General features: G+C 62.6%; 11 protein-coding genes. 10 read left to right on the forward strand and 1 reads right to left on the reverse strand.

What is annotated here, in order from left to right; all coding sequences use genetic code 11:
* Entirely contained in the window at nucleotides 1–138 is a 138-nt protein-coding gene (locus ACRCYW_RS00995; RefSeq protein ID WP_438548326.1) for a hypothetical protein, read from the forward strand.
* Nucleotides 139–189: 51 nt separating this feature from the next.
* Nucleotides 190–1,392: an anaerobic glycerol-3-phosphate dehydrogenase subunit GlpC gene (glpC, locus tag ACRCYW_RS01000; protein ID WP_438548327.1), complete on the forward strand. Its 1,203-nt coding sequence runs from the start codon at nucleotides 190–192 to the stop codon at nucleotides 1,390–1,392.
* Between the two features lie 236 nt (nucleotides 1,393–1,628).
* On the opposite strand, the gene ACRCYW_RS01005 is transcribed toward glpC, so the two are convergent.
* Nucleotides 1,629–11,408, reverse strand: a complete 9,780-nt coding sequence (locus ACRCYW_RS01005) for a retention module-containing protein (RefSeq protein ID WP_438548328.1) — start codon at nucleotides 11,406–11,408, stop codon at nucleotides 1,629–1,631.
* Between the two features lie 721 nt (nucleotides 11,409–12,129).
* Between ACRCYW_RS01005 and nrfA the strand changes: the two genes are divergently transcribed.
* From nrfA to ACRCYW_RS01045, 8 genes are all read left to right on the forward strand, one after another.
* On the forward strand, nucleotides 12,130–13,572 hold the full coding sequence (nrfA, locus tag ACRCYW_RS01010) for an ammonia-forming nitrite reductase cytochrome c552 subunit (RefSeq protein ID WP_438548329.1): 1,443 nt from the start codon (nucleotides 12,130–12,132) through the stop codon (nucleotides 13,570–13,572).
* 47 nt (nucleotides 13,573–13,619) lie between these two features.
* A complete protein-coding gene (gene nrfB / locus ACRCYW_RS01015; protein ID WP_438548330.1) occupies nucleotides 13,620–14,216 on the forward strand; it encodes a cytochrome c nitrite reductase pentaheme subunit in 597 nt (198 codons plus the stop codon).
* Nucleotides 14,213–14,887: a 4Fe-4S dicluster domain-containing protein gene (locus ACRCYW_RS01020; RefSeq protein WP_438548331.1), complete on the forward strand. Its 675-nt coding sequence runs from the start codon at nucleotides 14,213–14,215 to the stop codon at nucleotides 14,885–14,887. The genes nrfB and ACRCYW_RS01020 overlap by 4 nt, the downstream gene beginning before the upstream one ends.
* A complete protein-coding gene (nrfD, locus tag ACRCYW_RS01025; protein WP_438548332.1) occupies nucleotides 14,887–15,843 on the forward strand; it encodes a cytochrome c nitrite reductase subunit NrfD in 957 nt (318 codons plus the stop codon). The genes ACRCYW_RS01020 and nrfD overlap by 1 nt, the downstream gene beginning before the upstream one ends.
* Before the next feature lie 142 nt (nucleotides 15,844–15,985).
* The gene (nrfE, locus tag ACRCYW_RS01030) at nucleotides 15,986–17,941 is read left to right on the forward strand and encodes a heme lyase NrfEFG subunit NrfE (protein ID WP_438548333.1); all 1,956 of its coding nucleotides are present in this window, start codon (nucleotides 15,986–15,988) and stop codon (nucleotides 17,939–17,941) included.
* Nucleotides 17,938–18,486, forward strand: coding sequence for a DsbE family thiol:disulfide interchange protein (locus ACRCYW_RS01035; RefSeq protein ID WP_438548334.1), 549 nt, complete (start codon nucleotides 17,938–17,940; stop codon nucleotides 18,484–18,486). Before nrfE ends, ACRCYW_RS01035 begins: the two co-directional genes overlap by 4 nt.
* Entirely contained in the window at nucleotides 18,483–19,676 is a 1,194-nt protein-coding gene (nrfF, locus tag ACRCYW_RS01040) for a heme lyase NrfEFG subunit NrfF (protein WP_438548335.1), read from the forward strand. Before ACRCYW_RS01035 ends, nrfF begins: the two co-directional genes overlap by 4 nt.
* Before the next feature lie 121 nt (nucleotides 19,677–19,797).
* Nucleotides 19,798–20,259, forward strand: a complete 462-nt coding sequence (locus ACRCYW_RS01045; RefSeq protein WP_438548336.1) for an NUDIX hydrolase — start codon at nucleotides 19,798–19,800, stop codon at nucleotides 20,257–20,259.
* Nucleotides 20,260–20,433: the final 174 nt, after the last annotated feature.

The following is a 20,433-nucleotide window of genomic DNA, read 5'->3' on the forward strand; positions in this document are numbered from 1 at the left end:
ATGAGCCACACGCCTCTATTCACTCAAGGCTGCGTGCTGGCCCACTACGATGCCCAATGCAAAGAAGGCTCGGGCTCCGGCGTCGCGGTCGCCACCGGCTGGCAAGTCGCCGGCCATATCCTGGATACGGCCCAATGATTTATTCGTCCCATATCCCGTGCCTTCATCGCCGACGGGAGGAGAACTGACATGCTACTGGATCACGCCAACCAAACCTTCGATCAGTGCATCAAATGCACCGTCTGCACCGCCTACTGCCCGGTGGCCAAAGCCAATCCCGCCTATCCGGGCCCGAAACAGGCCGGCCCGGACGGCGAGCGGCTGCGCATCAAGAGCCCCGAGCTGTTCGACAGCGCTCTCAAGTACTGCACCAACTGCAAGCGCTGCGAGGTGGCCTGCCCGAGCGGGGTGCGCATCGGCGACATCATCGCCAAGGCCAAACACCAGTACGGCGGCCTCAAGCCCGGGATCCGCGAGTTCGTGCTCTCCCACACGGACCTGATGGGCAGCATGTCTACCCTGATGGCCCCCGTGGTCAACTTCACCACGGGCCTCAAACCCGTGAAGCAGGTGCTGGACAAGGCGCTCGGGGTCTCCTCCCACCGGGACCTGCCCAAATACTCCCAAGGCACCTTCCGTAGCTGGTACAAGAAGCAGAAAGACGTCCAGGCCAGCTATGAGCGTCAGATCGCCTACTTCCACGGCTGCTATGTGAACTACAACCACCCCCAGCTCGGCAAGGAGCTGGTGCAGGTGCTCAACGCCATGAATATCGGCGTGCAACTCTTGGAGCGGGAGAAGTGCTGCGGCGTGCCCCTGATCGCCAACGGCTTCATGGACAAGGCCAAACAGCAGGCGGCGTTCAATATCCAGCAGATGGAGAACAGCCTGCTCGGCAACGAGATGCCGCTGCTGGCCACCTCCTCCACCTGCGGCTTCACCCTGAGAGACGAATACCCCCACCTGCTGGAGCAGGACAATCGCAAGGTGCGGGACAGGATCTCCCTGGTGACCCGTTTTATCTGGAACGAGTTCTATCGGGGCAACAAGCCCGCCATGAAGGAGCTCAATCTGCACATCGCCTACCACACCCCCTGCCACATGGAGAAGATGGGGGGCGTCATCTACACCCTCGAGCTGCTGCGCGCCATCCCCGGGGTCAAGGTGACGGTATTGGACTCCCAGTGCTGCGGCATCGCCGGCACCTATGGCTTCAAGTCGGAGAACTACCAGACCAGCCAGGCCATCGGCGAAGGGCTGTTTGATCAGATAAATCGCCTCAAGCCCGATCTCGTCATCACCGACTGCGAAACCTGCAAGTGGCAGATAGAGATGAGCACGGCGTTTCGCTGCGAGCACCCGATCCATCTGCTGGCCCAGGCGCTGGCCTGACGTGGATGAGGATGGGAGCTGGCCCATGGGGGCGAAATGAGCACATCCCTCTCCCGCTGCGAGCACCCCATCCATCTGCTGGCACAGGCGCTGGAATAAGAAATAAACACTGCCCATGCGCCATCTGGATGCGCCAACCATCCACTAGATCCATCAATAACGAATAACCTAAAAACAATCCCGCAGAAAAGCAAAGAGCCGGCAATTGCCGGCTCTTTTCGTTTATCTCCCGTCCATCAAGGGTGTTCGATGATCAGGCTGTGCTGATCCAGCATGGACTGCAGGATGTCGTGGGAGGAGGAGCCGCTCAGGTTCCAGCCGCTCAAATCCACGTCCTTCAGGGTGATCTGCTGGGTCACCTGACCATCCCCCGCCGGAGAGACCGACAGATTCACGTCGCTGAGGCCACCGCTGCCGGTGGTGACGGAGGCTGACAGGTGATTGAGCAAGCCATCCACGCTGTTGTCCGTCACCCCCTTGAGCAGGTCCGCCAGATCGAGCTTGTCCCCCTGAGTCGGATTGAAGTCGGTGATGGTATCGATGGCCGGTTGCCCCGCCGTCCCCGCATCGCCGTTCCCCCACACGAAGAGATCGCTGCCCATCCCACCCGTCAAGATGTCGTTGCCCTGGCCACCGCGCAGCACGTCGTCCCCCAGACCGCCCAGGATCCTGTCATCACCGCTTGAGCCAAACAGCCAGTCCGCGCTGTCCGTGCCCGTCAAGGTGTTGCCGCTTTGACTATGGATGTTGAGGGTCTCCGGGGTAGAACCGACTGTGATGCCCCCCGCACTCGACTCCGCGCTCAGGGTGAGGGCGTGATCCCCCACCGTCAGACCACTCAGGTACAGAGGCACAGATTGATCCATGGGCAGCAGCCAGTCGCCATTGCTGTCCGCGTGACCCACGCTCTGGCCGTGCTCGTCCACCACCTGGGCGCTGCCCAGATTCTGGATCCGCACCGAGAGCTCGCCCGGCGCCGGGTTGACCACGCTGGCGCTGAGGTTGAGCGGTATCCAGGCCCCCTGCAGGGCATGGATATCGTGGGTTCCCAGATTGAGCAGTGGATCATCGGCCTCGGCCGTGATGGTAATACCCACGGTGGAGGTATCGGTGAGTGCGCCGCCGGCGCCCGTGTTGCCCTGATCCGAGGTGGTGATGGTCAGGTTGTCCTGACCCCAGAAGTCCTTGGCCGGCTCATAGTGCAGTTGGCCATTGATCAGCGCGTTGAGATCCGCGAGGGAGCCCACCAAGGTGATCGCACTGGTTCCCGCCCCCTGCACCGAGACGGCGCCTGCCGCCCCCAGCAGGGTCAGCACCCCGTGCTCGACCCTCAGAGTCATGGACATGGGGGCGCTGCCAGCGTCCACGTCCTTGACGCTGATGCCGGAGAGGGACAGGGAACCGTCTTCCTTCACCTGCATGGTGTCAGGCACCTGGTTGACCGGGGTATCGTTGACCGCTTCCACCTCGATGGGCAGCACGTCGGTATCGCTCTGTGCGCCGCCGCTACCCGTATTGCCGTTGTCGTTGGTCACCATGGTCAGGGCATCCTGACCATTGAAGTCCTGCTCGCCCTGATAGGTGACGCCGCCGCTCAGCAGCGCATTGATGGCATCCTGCGAGCCAGTCAGCACCAGGGAGCCGGAGCCGCTGCCTACGACAGTCACCCCGCTGCTCGCCGCCAGCTCCAGAGTGCCGTGCAGGACAGACAGGATGACTGTGAGGGAGCCACCGTCCGCATCCACATCGCTCACCTGCAAGCCGTGAATGACGAAGGGTTGATCCTCCTGCGCCACCTGGGGATCGCTTGGCAGGACGTTGACGGGGGCATCGTTGACCGGTTGCACCTCGATGGGCAAGACATCGGTGTCGCTCAGGGGGCCGCCGCTGCCGGTGTTGCCATTGTCATTGGTGACCATGGTCAGGTTGTCGCTACCGTGATAATCCGGGTTGCCCTGATAGGTAACGCCGCCGTTTAACAGGGCGTTGATGGCATCGAGGGGGCCGCTCAGCACCAGGGAGCCGGTGCCGTTCCCCACCACTGTCACCCCGCTGCCTGCCGGGATGTTGAGGGTCCCGTGTTCGACGGAGAGGGTCACCTTCATGTCGCCGCTACCCGCATCCACGTCTTTGACCTGCAGGCCCTGGATGACGAAGGGTTGATCTTCCTGCGCCACCTGGGGATCCGTCGGCAAGACGTTGATGGGTGCATCGTTGACCGGGCTGATGTCCACGTGAATGGTACCGTTGACCTCTGGGCCGAGGGCGCCGTTGTCCAGGCTCTGGGCCGTGACTTTCAGATCCAGGGCACCGTTGGCGTCGTTGGTCACCAGTTCAATGGCACCCAGCTTGGTGCCATCCGTGGTGACCTGCCAGCGACCGTTGCCAAGATCCACCACAGTGCCATTGACCCCGTTGGGCAGACGTATTTCGGCACCGTCGGGAACCCCTTCGATGGTGACGCGCACCTGCTCTGGGCCATTCTCATGCACGTTGCCGGCGCTGCCGCCGGTGGCTTGGGTATCCCGGGTCTCCAGCCCCAGGTTCAGGGTGATCACATCCCCCTCGGTGCCGCTCGCCTTGGTCTCGATGTCGGCAATGATCACATCCCCCACCGGGTTGACGATGACGGTGAAGTTGCCGCTGGTACCGAGCGGTACGCTCAGACCATTGTCCAGGGTGTAGGCGGTCAGGGTGAGATCCACGCTGCCGCTGAAATCTGACGGCGGGATCAGGGTCAGTTTGGAGAAGTCGGTCCCCACGGGGATCTGCCAGACGCCGTTGCCGTTGTTGACCGCAGGAGCCGACAGGGTGAAGCCATCCGGTACCCCGGTGATCTGCAGCCCCACTATCTGCTCTGAGCCGTCGTTATCGACAAGCTCGGCGCCGAAGCCCCCAAGGTTGACGCTGCCATCCTCTTCACCCTGCACGTTGTGCACGATGATCTTGGCCGGATCGTTGACCGGCTTGACCTCGAAGCCCACCTGGCCGCTCCAGCTGCCGGTATCCGTACCCGTGGTGGCGGTGTCAACGATATCCACGATCACATCGAGCGGCACCTGACCGCTGAAGTGTTCCTTGGGCACAAACACCAGATCCTTGAGGCCATCAGCATCCACCACCAGGGACTGGACGGGGTTGCCATTGGCGTCGAGGAAATGCCCGTACTTGGCATCGACGGTCACGGTGACCTTGTCTACCGTCTCGAGACCACCATCGGCCACCGAGGGGCTGATGTCCGCCAGCTTGACCGAGAGATCGAGGTGGATCTCGGTGTCTTCCAGGTTGTCCGGCTGGCCGTCACCGTTCATGTCCTTCACGTTCAACTGCAGCTCAGGCATGCCGTCGGCACCGCCGTTGACATCCACCTCGGGGGTGATGGAGAGGCGGATGTCCTGATCCGCCGTCTTGGTGTCGCCGCTGACGGTATCCGTGTTCACCAGTCGCACATGCAGGCTCAGACTGTCACCGGCATAGTCTTCCGGCAGGGTCAGGGTCAGGTTGTCGAGATCGCTTAGGCCGTTTGGCAGCTTGATCAAATACTCGCCGTTGACGAAGTCGAAGGTAAGCCCCTGCACGTTGACGCCCGGGGGCAGGCCGGTGAGGACGATACTGAGCTCGTCGTCGCCGATATCCGCCGTGCCCAGGGTCACCATGTTCTTCAGCTGGCTGCCGAAGTCGACCCTGTGATCTTCCACCCCAGTGATGGGCTGGACATTGTCGAAGGTAACATCCGCCGCAATCTGACCCGAGTGGGTCGCGGCATGGAAGTCGGCGCTGGCATTAAGCTCCTTGCGCACGCTGGCACTCACATCCCCGTCATCGCTCAGGTCGACGACCAGGGCACTCACCTTGAAGGTCACAGTGCCGGTGAAGCCGTCGGGAGAGCGCAGGGCATAGCTGCCCAGCACATTGTTGGGCACTGTCCAGTTGCCGTAACCATCGTTGATCCCCCCGATCACCACGAAGCCCGGCGGCAGATCGCTGATGACCAGATAGTCGATGGTCTCGACACTGCTGGGATCCAGGTCCTCGAACACGAAGACATCCTGAAGCGGAATATCGTGCCCGTCCGGGCTCTCCAGCGCTCCGCCTGTCTGTACCAAGTTGCCATCGGGTTCCACAACGGCCTGAATATCCACGTGCAGATTGCCGTCGATCACCTTCTGGGCCGTGGCGCTGGAATCCACATCCACCTGGGTCACAGTCACATGACTCTGGATAGTGGTGTCCCTGTCGCTGTCTTCCGGTGCCCGCACCAGCAGTTGGCCACCGCTGAGCAGGCTCTGCAGATCCGCATCGCTCAAGTCCACGACACCACCGTTCACGCTGAGCTGGGTTTCGACCCCACCCACGCGTATCCAGATCTCGTAGCCGGGCTCTATGCCGGAGAGACTGAGGTGGGTCACCTGCTCGGCGCTGTCGCTCAAGTCGGGATGCCAGTCGAGCACCACATACTGATCTTCGAGGCCCTGGCTGGTCTTGTCATAGTTGCCGGCGTCGATCTCGGGCTCCACCTTGATGGTGAGCGGCACGTCGAAGCTCTTGTGATCCCCGTCGTTCTCGGTCACCACCACGTGGCCGATAAGGTGAATATCGGCGGTGCTGTTGGGCGGCGGCTGGATCTGCAGGTTGCCGAGATCCGACACATTGACCTGATAGATGGGCTTGCCGTTGGCATCCAGACCGGCGAAGGTCAGGGTCAGCTCGTTGCCATTGCCATCGAATACCTTGGCCCCTTCCGGCAAGCCTTCCAGCACCAGGTTGAGGGTTTCGGAATTATCGAGCGGGGTGTCGACCTTCTCCCCCGACTCCAGCCTGAAATCCAGCGGCGCTCGGCCATCTTCCGCGATGGTGATGGTGTAGCCGTTGCCTTCCGGGGTCCAGCCCGTGCTGTCCAGGTTGAAGTGCGGCTCATCCACCACCCCGACCATGTCCACGTGCAGATTCTGGGAGCCCGTCTCCTTCTCGTTCACCACGGTATGGGTCTGGCCATTGGCATCGGTCAGGGTGGCCGTGTCCTTCACCACCCCCTTGATGGTGAGATCGAAGTCCACGTTGCTGTTCTTGGGCGGCTGCATCTGCAGCTCATTGATGCGATCGTAGGGCACCTCGTAATAGCCGTTCGCATCCATGGCAACCGCCACACCGCCGAGCAGCAGGGTGGCGCCGGCGGGCAGGCCGCTGATGCGCACAAACATCTGCTCCGAGCCGTCCGCAGTGTCCCCCAGATGGGCCAGCACTATCTTGCTGCCCAGGTCGAGCAGGGTGTCTTCCTTGCCCTGGATCTCGCGCACAGTGAGTTTGGCATCATCCGCCTGCGGGTTGACGTTGATCACCAGCTCTATGCTGTCGCCCAGCGCCTTCTCCTGACCGCTCACTACTGGGGTCTTCTCGGTACTGACCGGGGTGATGGAGAGCTTGATGTCGCCGCTGTAGTCCTTGCCAGGCACAACTGTGATCTTGTTGATGTCGCCGGCAGAGACGGTATAGACGCCGTTGGCATCCGGCTTGAGCTCCTTGCCGTTCAGGGTCAGACTGCCCTGGCCGGACTCCCACTTGATCTGGTAGCTCAGGGTCTCGGAGCCGTCGGTATCCGTGAGGTTCGCCTGCACATTGAGGGCAACACCGCTGCCATCCTCGTTGATGCTGTAGTGCTTGGCGGTGCTGGAATCCCATTCCGGCTTGTCGGCGATGCCTTGCACCGTGATGGCGAGATCCCCGGTCAGCGGCGGCGGCGGTGTCCCCTCGGTCACCCCGACTTCTACCTGCACCTGGAAATGTAGGGGCTGGCCTTTATTGCTCCAGCTCGACCAATCATCCGCCGGTACGAAGGTGAGACCCGAGGTGTTGTAGTGCACGTTGTCGCTGGTCACCATGGCCTCAGGCGGCACGATGAACCACTTGCCATCGGCCGTGGTGGTGAGCGCCATCCCGTTGTAGTAGAAGGTGCCATGAGCATTGGCGGGGGCCTGGATCAGCAGTTGATCCACATGCTCGCCCCGGTCGAAGTCACCGATGTCGAGCTGCATGTTGATGGGAATGCCCTGGCTCGGATCCTGCGCCCCCTGATCCTCCTGCCCGGTCGCGGCGTTCACGGTGAAGCGCACCGCCTCGTCTTCCATATTGAGGGTCAGGGTGCTCTCGGCGGTGTCGCCATCACCATCCACAATCTGGGCTGTGATGACCTGGCTCAGGCTGGCGTCATCGTGATCGAAGCCGGGTCTCGGGGTAAAGCTGTAGTTGCCGTCCTCACCTATGGTCAGGGAGCCCATCACCTGTTTGCCATCCGGGCTCATCACGTCCAGGGTCAGGCTGCCGCTGAAGGCATGCACCTGACCGTTGACGGTGACCGAGACGACCCTGGCGCCATCGGCCCCCTCGTTGGCGGGGGGCAGCAGATCGCCGTTCACGGCGCTGCCGGTCTCGTTCAGGGTATGGGCCAGGCTGGTGCCAATCGGCATGTCATCTTGCACAGTCACTTCGACCGTCACGTTGGGGCTGCGATCCCCGTCGTGGTCTGTCACGTACAGGGGGATCTCGATGCCGAGCTCATCCTTGCCCTGGGCACCGTGATCGAGCTGACCCACCAGATGGAAGCTGTAGCTGCCGTTGACGTCGAGGTGGATCCAGAACACCGGCTTGCCATCCGCCGTGCTCGCCAGATACCAGCCCGGATTACTGTGGGCAGCCAGGATCACCTCCTTGCCACCCGAGGTGAGGTGGTTCGCCTGATTGAAGGCCGCCACATCGAGTTCAAGAGAAGCTACCCGGTCGGAGCCGGCGCTGATGGTCACCTTGCCACCTGCCGCCTCCCCGCTTTCGGTCGGGGTGGTGCCGGGGTGCTGGGTGTTGCTTGCATCCAGATCCGCCTCTTCGACTCGCACGGATTCGATGTTCGAGATCAGCGGATCGGCGGCATCCTTGATCACCACATCAGCATTGCCGTTGATCACGGAGCCGTCGCTGTCGGTTACCTGCACCGGCAGGGTCAGGTTGAGATCGTCGCTCGCCCCGTGATCCAGGTTGGTGTGCACCGTCACCTGATAATCCAGAGTCGCCTCGGTGTGGGCATCGATGCGGCCCGGCACGCTCGGCAGGGTGACCGTCAGCACCAGGGTGCCGTTCGCAGTCACGGCCTGGAAGCTGTGGCCGTTGCTGCCCGGCACCTCTTTCCAGGTGAGCGTCTCACCGTTGTGGGTGATGGGGTTGCCGCTTGCATCCAATACCTGGCCTGCGAGGGTCAGCCGCACATCCACCACGGGATCGGAATCCGCCTTGATGGTCAGGGTGCCGGCTGCCTGCTGATCATCGGCGGTCTGGTTGCTGCCGGCGCCATCGAAGCGCCCCTCGTTCAAGGTCACGCCAGTCAGGGAGATGGTCGGGTTGTTCCCCTCGCCGATGCTGACGTTGAGGGTGCCAGTGGTGCTGTCGTTGTTGCCAGCCCCCTTGTCGCTGTCGATCACATTGATTTGGAACGGCAGATCCGTGCTGCTGCCGTTCTCCTGATGCACCCCTTCATACAGGGTCACCTTGTAATCGAACTCGCTGCTGGCGGCGTTATCCAGGCTGCCGCTGATCTCGACTTCCAGCACCTCGACGCGCTGGCCGTCGACCATCACGTAACCCTTGAGCACCTGGTTGCCCGGGATGCTGGGATCCCCGTCGACCAGTTCATAGAGGACTGTCTGGCCCAAGGCGGTCAACTTGGGCTGCTGAGTCACATCAGCAAACGACACTTCGCTCACCCGATCCGAGCCGACGTTGACCTCGAAATGACCGGTGCCGGTCAGGGGGTTGCTGCCGCTGAGATCCCCCTCATCCAGGCTTACCCCGCTGCCCGCCACGAAGCCGGGCGCGTTGCCATCCTTGATGGCCAGCGGCAGGTCGGTGGAGACGCTGTCCCCGTCCTTGTCGGTCAGGGTCACGGTGAGCGGCAGATCCAGCGACTCGTTGCCCTGATGATCCAGCTCGCCGCTCAGGGTCACCTTGCTGGTGACGCTCCAGTTGCCGTTGTTGTCGACCAGTTCCAGCTCGGCGCGCAGCACCTCACGACCGTCGGCCATGCCCACCAGATCGCCGTTGGCATCCAGGGTGAAGGTCACCGGGCTGCCGTGACTGCTGTATTTGCCGTTCAGGCTCTGCTGGATGGCTGTGATATCGAACCTCAGGCTGCTCTGCTCGAGGGCATCTGAGCCGTGGCTCACGGTGAAACTCATATTGCCCACCACGGCGGCATCGCCCTGGTTGGCTTCGGTCATCTCGGTGCCGGTCACGGCGCTGATCACCGGGTTGGCCCCATCGCCGATGGCGACACTCAGGGTGGAGGAGACTTTGTCCCCATCGGAATCAGTGAGCGTGAAGCCCGCCTTGAGCAGGCTATCGGCACTGCCCTGATCCAGCGGCTGGTTGAGGGTGAAGACATAGTGGCCCTGCTGATCCAGGGTCAGGGTGAAGACGTTCTGACCGTTGACGCTGCCGCTGATGCTGTTGCCGCTGATGCTGATAACCACCGGCTGGCCGCCGCTGGTGAGCCCCTGCAGGCCGGGCTGGCTGGCATCGAAGCTGATGTTGACCAGAGGATCCGTGCCTGCGGTAATGTTGAGATCACCGGATAGGACCTGTCCCGCGCTCCAGTCACTGTCTTCAGTGAGTGAAAGGGTGACCGCATCCACGCTAGGCAGGGCGCCATCCGTGATGGCGATATTGAGGGTGCCGAGGTTGCTCTGATCCCCGTCATAATCTGTGCCTTGCACCTGCAGCCCCAGGTTGACGCTGTTGCTGGTGAGCGGCTGATCCAGCACGCCGTCCAGTTGCAGGTGGTATTTACCGTCGAGATCCAGAGTGACGGTCAAAATGACCTTGCCACTGGCATCGAGCAGTGTGATCTGGTTGCCATTGACCTGATAAGTCGTCGGTTTGCCGCCACTGGTCAGGCCATCGAGGCCGGGTTGGCTCGCCTCGAAATTGAGGGACACCAGGCGATCGCTGCCCACATTGACCGGCAGCTGGCCATCCAGGCTCTGGCTGGCGCCCCCTTCCTGCAGGCTGATGCCAGCATCGATACCGAGGTTGGGATCCACACCGTCGTTGATGCGAACAGAGAGATCGGCTTCTATCTCATTGCCATCGCTCTCCTTGGCAATGACAGAGAGCCCCAACGAGAGTTGATCACTGCCCTGATGATCTAGCGGCCCATGCAGGGTAACCGTCACCGCCCCCTGTACGTCACCATTGACCTGATTTGCTATCAGCTGGGCTTGCAAAACATCGACACGTTGACCGTTTTCATCAATGTAATAGCCGGTCAGTAACCGGTCGCTGCCAAATTCGAAGGTGAGCGTATGACCATCGCTGCTGATACCGCTGCCATTGAGCCTGGCCAAGGTTTCAGTTTGATCTGTGAATGTCAGGGAGTCAGCGACCAGAGGATCAAAGCGCTGGCGGATAACAAAATCGCTCCTTCCTACCACATTGTCCTGATTGGTGAAGGCGTCTTCCGTCAGAGTAATGGGGCTCAGGGAGAAGTCTGGGGGCCTGTTGTCAATCTGATCCTCAGCTAGCAGCTCATCCCCCTGAAGGCTAGCCTGGTGGTCGGTATCAAACCCCGCCTCCACCACGGTGAAGTCGTTGTTGAGATCCACCACCACGAAGCCGCCGGCGCTGGAGCCAACCACGCCCCCTGCGGTGCCCGCGCCGTCATTACCGGCGGCGGTCTCTTCAAACACGGCGGTCGGGTCGGCGCCCTCTCGGATGGCTTCCTGCAGTTTGGCCAGTTCAGGATCCACGGACTGGGGAGTCGGCTGTGTCATGGCCAACTCGAGTTGGTCGGGATCGCGCCCATCGACGGGATCGGCCAACTCGAAACGGCCATCGGCCTCGGTCAGCAGCCGCTCACCGGGCTGGAGCTGCATGCCCACTGCGGCAGGGCGCAGGTTGCCGTCGCCATCCATCACGAAGACCCTCCCTTCCAGGTGATTGATAAGGGTCGGTTTTTCGATTCGCAGCTCAGCCATACTTCATCTCCAACTCATGGGCACGGACTCCTAAGAATACAGGTCCGTGGTGAATAGGCGCCTATTTTACCCCCGTCCAGGATGGAGAACCCTTCGACATTTTCGAAAATATCGAAAGGAAATGGCGTCATGAGTCCTATTTAATGCAATGGAACCGTTACCAATCCGCTTCGCATACGGAAACAAGACTCGCAAGGTGACTTTCTGTACGATGGACAACACTATTGATGTCATTGTTACGACAGTTTGTGTCAGATGGACAGCCTATTAAATAATCGGCCACTTATTTAAACATCTCGCCGCACCCGCTTTCCCAAAAGCCACTAAGTGCATATAAATTCATTTACCATTCAATCGAGACAGAGCTAATACCGCCCAAACCTCCCCGGATAAGGCGATGCCCTTCTCATTTCTCCCTCTCCCTCCCAGGCAGACCATCATGCCACCCCTTGACCACAAGTTTCCGCCATCCCTAAGGAATACAATCTGGATCTCATTTCTTCTCTTTGCCCTCCCCGCCAATTGATCTAGCGCAAGGGGGCCGGGGATAAATCATTATCCATTTTACCCATTTGGTATTATCCCAAGGCAACAAACGCATAAAAACCATCTCTTATGCATCAATAACAATTAAACGGCCTGCCATACCCATTCGGGTAGTGATGTCCACGCAACAAGATGGACCGGTCGGGCCCGGCAAGGACGTTTTTATCTGGGAGTGATGACCGTGGGTTCACATAACAACGTATTGAGGCAGGGCCTTGGGGCCTTGCTACTGACCGCCCTGCTCGGCACCGGCGGCTGGGCACAGGCTGAAGACGCCGCCCCCAAGGGCAAGATAGAGGCTCGCAACGAGCTGTTCGCCAAGGATCACGTCGATCAGTTCGACAGCTGGACATCGACCAGCGAGAGCACGGAGCGCACCGACGCCCTGGCCGAGGATCCCCAGATGGTGGTGCTCTGGGCCGGCTACCCCTTCTCCAAGGATTACAACAAGCCGCGCGGTCACTTCTACGCCCTGACCGATGTGCGGGAGACCCTGCGCACCGGCGCCCCCAAGAGTGCCGAAGACGGCCCCCTGCCCATGGCATGCTGGAGCTGCAAGGGCCCGGATGTGGCCCGTGTCATCGACGAGAAGGGGGAAGATGGCTACTTCAAGGGGATGTGGGCCAAGGGCGGGCCGGAAATCGTTAACACCATAGGCTGCGCCGACTGCCATGACACAGCGTCGAAAGAGTTCAAGGAGGGCAAGCCCGCCCTGCACCTTTCCCGCCCCTATGCGGACCGCGCCATGACCGCCATCGACAAGCCGTTCAAGGAGCAGGGCCGCTTCGATCAGCAGTCCCAGGTGTGCGGCCAGTGCCACGTGGAGTATTACTTCAGCGGCCCCACCAAGGCGGTGAAATTCCCCTGGGACAAGGGCACAGGGGTCGAGCAGATGGAGGCCTACTACGACGAGATTGGCTTCGCCGACTGGACCCATGCCCTCTCCAAGACCCCCATGCTCAAGGCCCAGCACCCGGAATACGAGACCTGGCGCGCCGGCATTCACGGCCAGAACAACGTCGCCTGCGTCGACTGCCACATGCCCAAGGTGCAGAACGAGCAGGGTAAGATCTACACGGATCACAAGGTCGGTAATCCCTTCGATCGCTTCGAGCAGACCTGCCGCAACTGCCACACCCAGAGCAAGGAGATGCTGCAGGACATCGTCCATCAGCGTAAGGAAGCCGTGGTCGAGACCAAGCTGAAGGTCGAGAAGCAACTGGTACACGCCCACTTCGAGGCCAAGGCGGCCTGGGATGCCGGCGCCACCGAGACCGAGATGAAGGATATCCAGCAAGACATCCGCCACGCCCAGTGGCGCTGGGACTTCGCCATCGCCTCCCACGGGGTACAGGCCCACGCCCCGGAAGTGGCCCTGAAGATGCTGGGCAGCGCCCTGGACAAGGCGGCCGATGCGCGCACCAAGCTGGCACGCCTGCTGGCCGCCAAGGGCATCAGTCACGAGATCGCCATCCCCGACATATCCAGCAAGGAGAAGGCCCAGGCCGCCCTTGGCATGGACATGAAGCAGATGAACGCGGACAAGGCCCAGTTCCTCAAGACCACAGTGCCCGCCTGGGAAGCCGAGGCCAAAGCGGCCGGACGAGTGGCGCAGTAATGGAGCGGGCGGGCACCGCGCGTGCCCGCCACGGATGGAGGCTTCCTATGGGTGATTTAACGATGGATTTCTTACGACTGATGCTGATGGCAGCCATGCTGCTGACCAGCCTGCAGGGCCAGGCCGCCGAGTCGACAACGACCCCCGCCGCCGCGCCGGCCATGCACGATGTTGAGTTCTTGCGCAGCGCCGACAGGGCCTGCACCGACTGCCACAAGGAGCAGACGGAGGGCATGCACGGCAAGCATGCCAAGGCGACCAACCCCAACAACCTGGCCCCGGTGACCTGTACCAACTGCCACGGCCTCCCCTCTCACCAGCACCGGGAAGGGGTCAAGGACGTGATGCGCTTTGGCGACAGCTTCAAAGACAAGCAGAGCACCGAAGCCTACCCCATTAGCGATCAGAACGGCGTCTGCATGAGCTGCCATGAGCCCAAACCCCTGCGCGAGGCGCTCTGGGCCCACGACGTGCACATGACCAAGCTCACTTGTACCAGTTGCCACCAGTTGCACCCGGTCAAGGAGCCCGTGGTGGGCATAGCGGAGAAATCCCGGATCAAGCTCTGCGTCGACTGCCACAGCAAGCAGCACGCCGACAAGGCGGCCAATCGGCAGGCCAGCGTGAGCAAGGAGGCGCCATGAGCTGCTCTCGCCGTCAATTCATGGCGGGGATGAGCGCGGGCACCCTCATCATGATGACGGGTACCCGTTCCCTTGCCAGCCCCCTCGCCCACAGCCAGACCATAGATGGCGTGCGCTACGGCATGCTGCACGACGAGACCGCCTGCATCGGCTGTACCGCCTGCATGGATGCCTGCCGCGAGACCAACAAGGTGCCTGACGGGGTCGCCCGGCTCCAGATCCTGCGCTCCGGTCCCGAGGGTGAGTACCCCAACCAGTCGTACCAGTTCTTTCGCAAGTCTTGCCAGCACTGCGACAACGCGCCCTGCGTGCACGTCTGCCCGACCGGCGCCTCCCACATCCGCGCGGAGGATGGCATCGTCGATGTGAACCCGGATCTGTGCGTCGGTTGCATGTACTGCCTCGCCGCCTGCCCCTACCGCGTGCGCTTCATCAACCCGGTCACCAGGGTGGCGGACAAGTGCGACTTCTGCCGCCAGACCAACCTGGCTGCCGGCAAGCAGCCCGCCTGTGTGGAGGCCTGCCCCACCAAGGCGCTGGTGTTCGGCAATCTGGATGATCCCGACAGTGCCCTCAGCCAGCGGCTCGCGAAGGAGGAGACCTATCGCTTCAAGGAGGCGCTCGGCACCTCGCCCAAGATGTACCGTATCGCCAAAGGGGAGAAATCATAATGTGGCATGATGCTTTCCACTTCGAGTCCCTGGTCTGGGATGGCCCCATCGCCATCTACCTGTTCCTGCTCGGCATCTCCGCCGGCTCCTGCACCCTGTCGGTGCTGCTGCGCCTGCGCAAGGGGGCCGGCAGCGAGAGCGGCATCATCAAGGCGACCGCCATCCTGGCGCCGCTTAGCGTGGTCATCGGCCTGCTGTTGCTCATCTTCCATCTGGCCCGTCCCTGGACCTTCTGGAAGCTGATGTTCAACTACCAGTTCGACTCCGTGATGTCGATGGGGGTCATGCTGTTCCAGGTCTATATGGCGGCGCTGTTCGCCTGGCTGGCGGTGGTGTTCAGAGCAGAGATCGAGGCCCTGCGTCGCAAGCTGCTGGGTGACAAGCTGGCGTTCGTCGATGGCCTCATCGCCCTGATTGGCCGTTTCGAGCGGCTGATCGCCCCGGCGTTGCTGCTGCTGGCGGCGCTGCTTGGCGCCTACACAGGCTTCCTACTGTCGGCCCTGATCAGCTACCCCATGCTGCACAACCCGGTGCTGCCGGTGCTGTTCCTGGTCTCGGGGGTGAGCTCGGGGGTCGCCTCCACCATATTGCTGGCGGTCACCCTGTTCAAGGAGGATGGCCACAGCCAGGGGGTGCACTTCGTGCATCGCTTCGAGCGGCCCATGGTGGTGCTGGAGCTGTTGCTGCTGGCCAGCTTCTTCGGCGTGCTCTATGCCGCAGGCGGCCAGAGCGAGGTGGCGATGCAGGCAGCCATCGGCGGTGGCTTCTGGTCCAACGTCTTCTGGTTCGGGGTGATCGGGGTCGGCATCCTGCTGCCCCAGTTGCTGAGTCTCATCACCGGCAAGGAGAAGGCCCATCGTCCCTCCCACCTGGTGCTGCTGTGCAGCCTGAGCCTGCTGGGGATCCTGATGCTGCGTTATTTCATCCTCTACGCCGGTCAGATGACGGTGGTATAGAAAACGGCTCACAAGCGCCAGCCGCCCCGGCGACTGGCGCTTGTCTGTTGCTGGATGTTTGCATGTTCTGGTGATGCCCCAACGCCCACCCGAGGTGGACGCTGCGGCATCACATGAACGATATAGTGAAACTGGAGGTTGTGTGCTGGCAGAGCTCGGCTATCTCTCACTGCTGCTGGCGACCGCGCTCGCCCTGGTGCAGGGCACCCTGCCCTGGCTGGGGCTGCGTCTCGCCTCGCCTTCTCTGCTCGGCTGTGCCAAGCCGCTGGCGCTGCTAAATGCCGCCCTGCTTGGCGTCGCCCTGATACTGCTCGGCCTCTGCTTCGCGCAAAACGATTTCACCCTGATTTATGTGGCCCAGCATGCCAACAGCGCCCTGCCCCTTGGCTTCAAGCTCGCAGCGGTCTGGGGCGGCCACGAGGGTTCCATGCTGTTCTTCGTGTTTGCCCTGGCGCTCTGGGGCGCCCTGGTGGCGCTCTGTTCCAATCGGGTTGACGGGCTTATCCGGGTGCGGGTGCTCGCCATCATGGGGCTGATCGTCGGGCTGTTCGGCCTCTACACCCTCGCCTTTTCCAGCCCCTTCGATCGTGCCTTCCCGGGACCCATGGAGGGACGCGATCTCAATCCCATGCTGCAGGACATCGGCCTCATCGTGCATCCCCCCCTGCTCTACCTCGGCTACGTGGGTTTTGCGGTCAACTTCGCCTTCGCCATGGCGGCGCTGCACTCCGGTCGCCTGGATGGCGCCGTCGCCCACTGGAGCCGCCCCTGGGCACTCGGCTCCTGGGTGTTTCTCACCGCCGGCATAGTCCTCGGCTCCTGGTGGGCCTATTACGAGCTCGGCTGGGGGGGTTGGTGGTTCTGGGATCCGGTGGAAAATGCCTCCCTGCTACCCTGGCTGCTGGGCACCGCCCTGCTGCACGCCCTGATCGTCTGCGAGCAGCGCGGTGCCTACGGCCACGGCGTTCTGCTGCTCTCCATCTTCACCTTCTCCTTAAGCCTGCTCGGCACCTTCGTGGTGCGCTCCGGGGTGCTCACCTCGGTCCATGCCTTCGCGGTGGATCCGAATCGCGGCCTGACCCTGCTGCTGCTGCTCGGCCTGCTGTTGACCACAGCGTTGACCCTGTTCGCCCTGCGGGCCGATACCCGCGCCCCCTACGCCCGCTTCGGTTTCTGGTCGAAGGAGGGGCTGCTCGGCGCCGCCATCCTGCTGCTTGTCGTGGCCTGTGCCAGCGTACTGCTCGGCACCTTCTACCCCATGGTGTTCCAGTCCCTGCATCTGGGATCCCTCTCGGTGGGCGCCCCCTACTTCAACGCCATCTTCGTGCCCCTGGCCCTGATGCTGATGGCGCTGATGACCTGGCTCCCGCGCCTGCACTGGCAAGGCTTGCGGACATGTTCCCGGGTGAGCGCCCTGCTGCCGCCCCTGCTCGGCCTGCTGGGGGGCGGTTTGCTCAGCCTCTGGTACCGCGATCAGGGGGCCCTCGGCTGGAGCGGGATCCTCGCCAACATGGTCGCCCTCTGGTTATTGGCCAGCCTGCTGCTCGGCTTCCCCTTCAAGACCGGCATCACCAACACCAACCGGCTTGGGAGCCTGCTGGCCCACCTCGGCGTCGCGGTCTGCGCCCTCGGCATCGCTCAGGTGAGCCACCACAGCCAGGAGGGAGGTACAGTGCTCGGCGCAGACAAGCCCTACCGACTCGGCGCCTACGCGTTTCGCTATGAGGGGAGCGAGCCCCTGCTCGGCCCCAACTACACCGCCGAGCGCATCACCCTCAGCGTGCACAAGGACGGTAAAGAGGTCGCGCGGCTGACGCCGGAGCGGCGCCACTACAGCGTGCGCACCATGAACATGAACGAACCCGGCATCGAGTGGGGGTTCTTTGGAGATCTCTACGTGGTGCTCGGCGAGAAGATGGGGCCAAACGCCTACGCCATGCGCCTGCATTACAAGCCGCTGGTGCGCTGGATCTGGCTAGGCGGCCTGTTGATGATGGCCGGCGGTGCCCTGCGCCTGCTCGCCCGCCGTCCCCTGCTCGCAGCCCGCAGCGCCTCTGCCACTGCGCCCTGTCCTGCCCTCGAACGGGAGCCCTCATGAGATCCCGCCTGCGCCTCTTTATCCCCTTGGCGCTCGCCCTGGGGCTTGGCGCCCTGCTCTGGCTCGGCCTTGGCAACGACCCCTACCGCCAGGACGAGGCCACCCTGGGCCGCACCCTGCCGGTTTGGCAGAGCCAGGATCTCTTCGGCGGCCCCCCCATCCCCACGGAGCGCCTCAAAGGGAAGCCCTTCTTGCTCAATGTCTGGGCCAGCTGGTGTCCGGCCTGCCGCGCCGAACATGGCCTGCTCAGCGAGCTGGCAGGCTCAGTGCCCCTCTACGGCCTCAACTACAGGGACAAGGGGGGGGCCGCCCGCGCCTGGCTCTCGCAAGCAGGCAACCCCTACCGTGCCGTGCTGGAGGATCCCGACGGCAGGCTGGCGCTGGAGCTCGGGGTCTATGGCACCCCGGAGACCTATCTGTTCGCGGCCGACGGCACCCTGATCGCTCGCCACACGGGGGAACTCACCCGGGAGATCTGGCAACGCCAATTCGTGCCCAAGCTCAGCGAGGCTCGCGCCGCCGTCACTGCGAAGAGTCGGCCATGAATAAACACCTTCTGATCGAAACACTGCGCGCACTGCTGATCACAATTCTGCTCAGTGGGGCCGGCCTCGCCGCCGCCAGCGGCGTCGACACCTACCAATTTCGTCATCCCGAGTTGCAGAGCCGCGCCCAGGAGCTGGCGCGCTCCCTGCGCTGCCCTCAGTGCCAGAACCAGAACCTGGTGGAGTCCAACTCCCCCATCGCCCGGGATCTGCGCCTCGAGGTCTATCGCTGGGTGGACGAGGGGCAGAGCGATGATCAGGTGATCGCCCGCATGACCACCCGCTTTGGCGACTTCGTGCGCTACGATCCCCCCGTCAAGGCCAGCACGGCCCTCCTCTGGGCTGCTCCCCTCCTGTTGCTGCTGCTGGCTGCTTATCGGCTGCACCGTAGCCTGCGGCCCTCTAAGCCGCCCCGTCCTCGGCTGGATGCGGCGGCGGTCTCGTCAGACACTCAGGATCCCAGGGGGGAGCTGAACCGGCTGATCCTGGCCGAGCAGCAAACGGGGCTTGCCCCCCACTCGCGCCTCTATCGGGAACTGGAGCTGGCGCGGCTCACCAATGCCACACCACCGGCCGAGCAGCGCCTGCGGGCACGGCTCGCGGCCAAGAGGTCAACACTAGACCCCCTGCCCTGGCTGCTGCTCGGTGCAGTGCTGTTGGCCGCGGTTGCCGGGTTTTATGCCAGCACCGGCCGCTATCAGGCCTGGCAGACGTATCAGCAGCTCCCCGATCCCCTCGCAGGGCTGAGCCCCCGGGATCTGCAGGACGAGGCGCTCGGCGCCATCCACCAGCGCCTGCAGCGGGATCCGGCGGATCGCGATGGCTGGGCCGAACTCGGCCAGCTCTATCTCTATCGGGACGACTACGACAACGCCTGGCTCGCCTATCAGCGGCTCGCCTTGCTGGAGGGGGGCGCCAGCGCCGCTACCCAGGCCGCCCAGGCGACCGTCCTCTACTACCAGGCGGGTCAGCGCCTCACCCCGGAGGCAGAGCGCCTGCTAGGCAGCGCACTCAAGCAGGACAAGGGAGAGGTGAGCGCCCTGATGCTGCTCGCCTCGGATCACTTCCTGCATGGCCGTTACGGCGACGCCATCGCCCTCTGGCAACGGCTGCTGGATGAGGAGCGCCCCCGCATCAACAGAGCCGCGCTGATCCAGGCCATTCAGACCGCCCGCATCATGGGGGGCTAATCGCCCCCTTTGACGCCGGGCGAACACTGGCGGGGGTGGCGCAATACAGGTGATGACTTGTCATCCTTGCCATACCGGCTAAACAATAGGGTTCCTGTGTCCCAGCTCTGAAGGAGCCAGCATGATCCCCATTCGCTGTCAGGCCGTCTCCGGCATCGCCCTCTCTGCTGTCGATGGCGAGATCAGGATACTGCTGATGAAGCGGGTCAAGGGGGGCTTCTGGTGTCATGTGGCAGGTTCGGTCGAGGCGGGTGAGACAGGCTCGCAAACGATAGTGCGCGAGTTCTTTGAGGAGACCGGCATAGGGGTGAACGAGCTCTACAACGGCCAATATCTGGATCAGTTTTACGAGCATGCCACCAACACTGTCTGTGTCGTACCGGTGTTCGTAGTCTATTGCCCGCCCAATCAAGCCATTACCCTCAACGATGAGCACACCGAATATCGCTGGTGTTCCCTGAGCGAGGCCAAGGCACTGGCCAGTTTTCCTGGTCAGAAGGCCCTCTATGAGCATATCTGGCACTATTTTGTCGAACAGCGCCCTTCAGCGCTGATGCAGGTTGCCCTACCCCATACGGCCTGACCCCGCACAAGGCTGCTGGCTTGAGCCAACGCAGTCTTGGATACCGGACTGCCCCCCGATATCAGCAAGTTACGGTGCTCCCAGACAACGTCTATCCAGCCGCTTGCTGTAACCCGCCAGCATCGTTTGCCATCTTGAAGAGTGCTGGCCAGAGAGTTGCACGAGGCCATACCA

The organism is Aeromonas sp. (assembly GCF_051657805.1).
Classification (GTDB): domain Bacteria; phylum Pseudomonadota; class Gammaproteobacteria; order Enterobacterales; family Aeromonadaceae; genus Aeromonas.

Coding starts and splice junctions, on each gene's coding strand:
- ACRCYW_RS00995 (WP_438548326.1), top strand. CDS start 1: ATGAGCCACACGCCTCTATTCACTCAAGGCTGCGTGCTGGCCCACTAC.
- glpC (WP_438548327.1), top strand. CDS start 190: ATGCTACTGGATCACGCCAACCAAACCTTCGATCAGTGCATCAAATGC.
- ACRCYW_RS01005 (WP_438548328.1), bottom strand. CDS start 11,408: ATGGCTGAGCTGCGAATCGAAAAACCGACCCTTATCAATCACCTGGAA.
- nrfA (WP_438548329.1), top strand. CDS start 12,130: ATGACCGTGGGTTCACATAACAACGTATTGAGGCAGGGCCTTGGGGCC.
- nrfB (WP_438548330.1), top strand. CDS start 13,620: ATGGGTGATTTAACGATGGATTTCTTACGACTGATGCTGATGGCAGCC.
- ACRCYW_RS01020 (WP_438548331.1), top strand. CDS start 14,213: ATGAGCTGCTCTCGCCGTCAATTCATGGCGGGGATGAGCGCGGGCACC.
- nrfD (WP_438548332.1), top strand. CDS start 14,887: ATGTGGCATGATGCTTTCCACTTCGAGTCCCTGGTCTGGGATGGCCCC.
- ACRCYW_RS01035 (WP_438548334.1), top strand. CDS start 17,938: ATGAGATCCCGCCTGCGCCTCTTTATCCCCTTGGCGCTCGCCCTGGGG.
- nrfF (WP_438548335.1), top strand. CDS start 18,483: ATGAATAAACACCTTCTGATCGAAACACTGCGCGCACTGCTGATCACA.
- ACRCYW_RS01045 (WP_438548336.1), top strand. CDS start 19,798: ATGATCCCCATTCGCTGTCAGGCCGTCTCCGGCATCGCCCTCTCTGCT.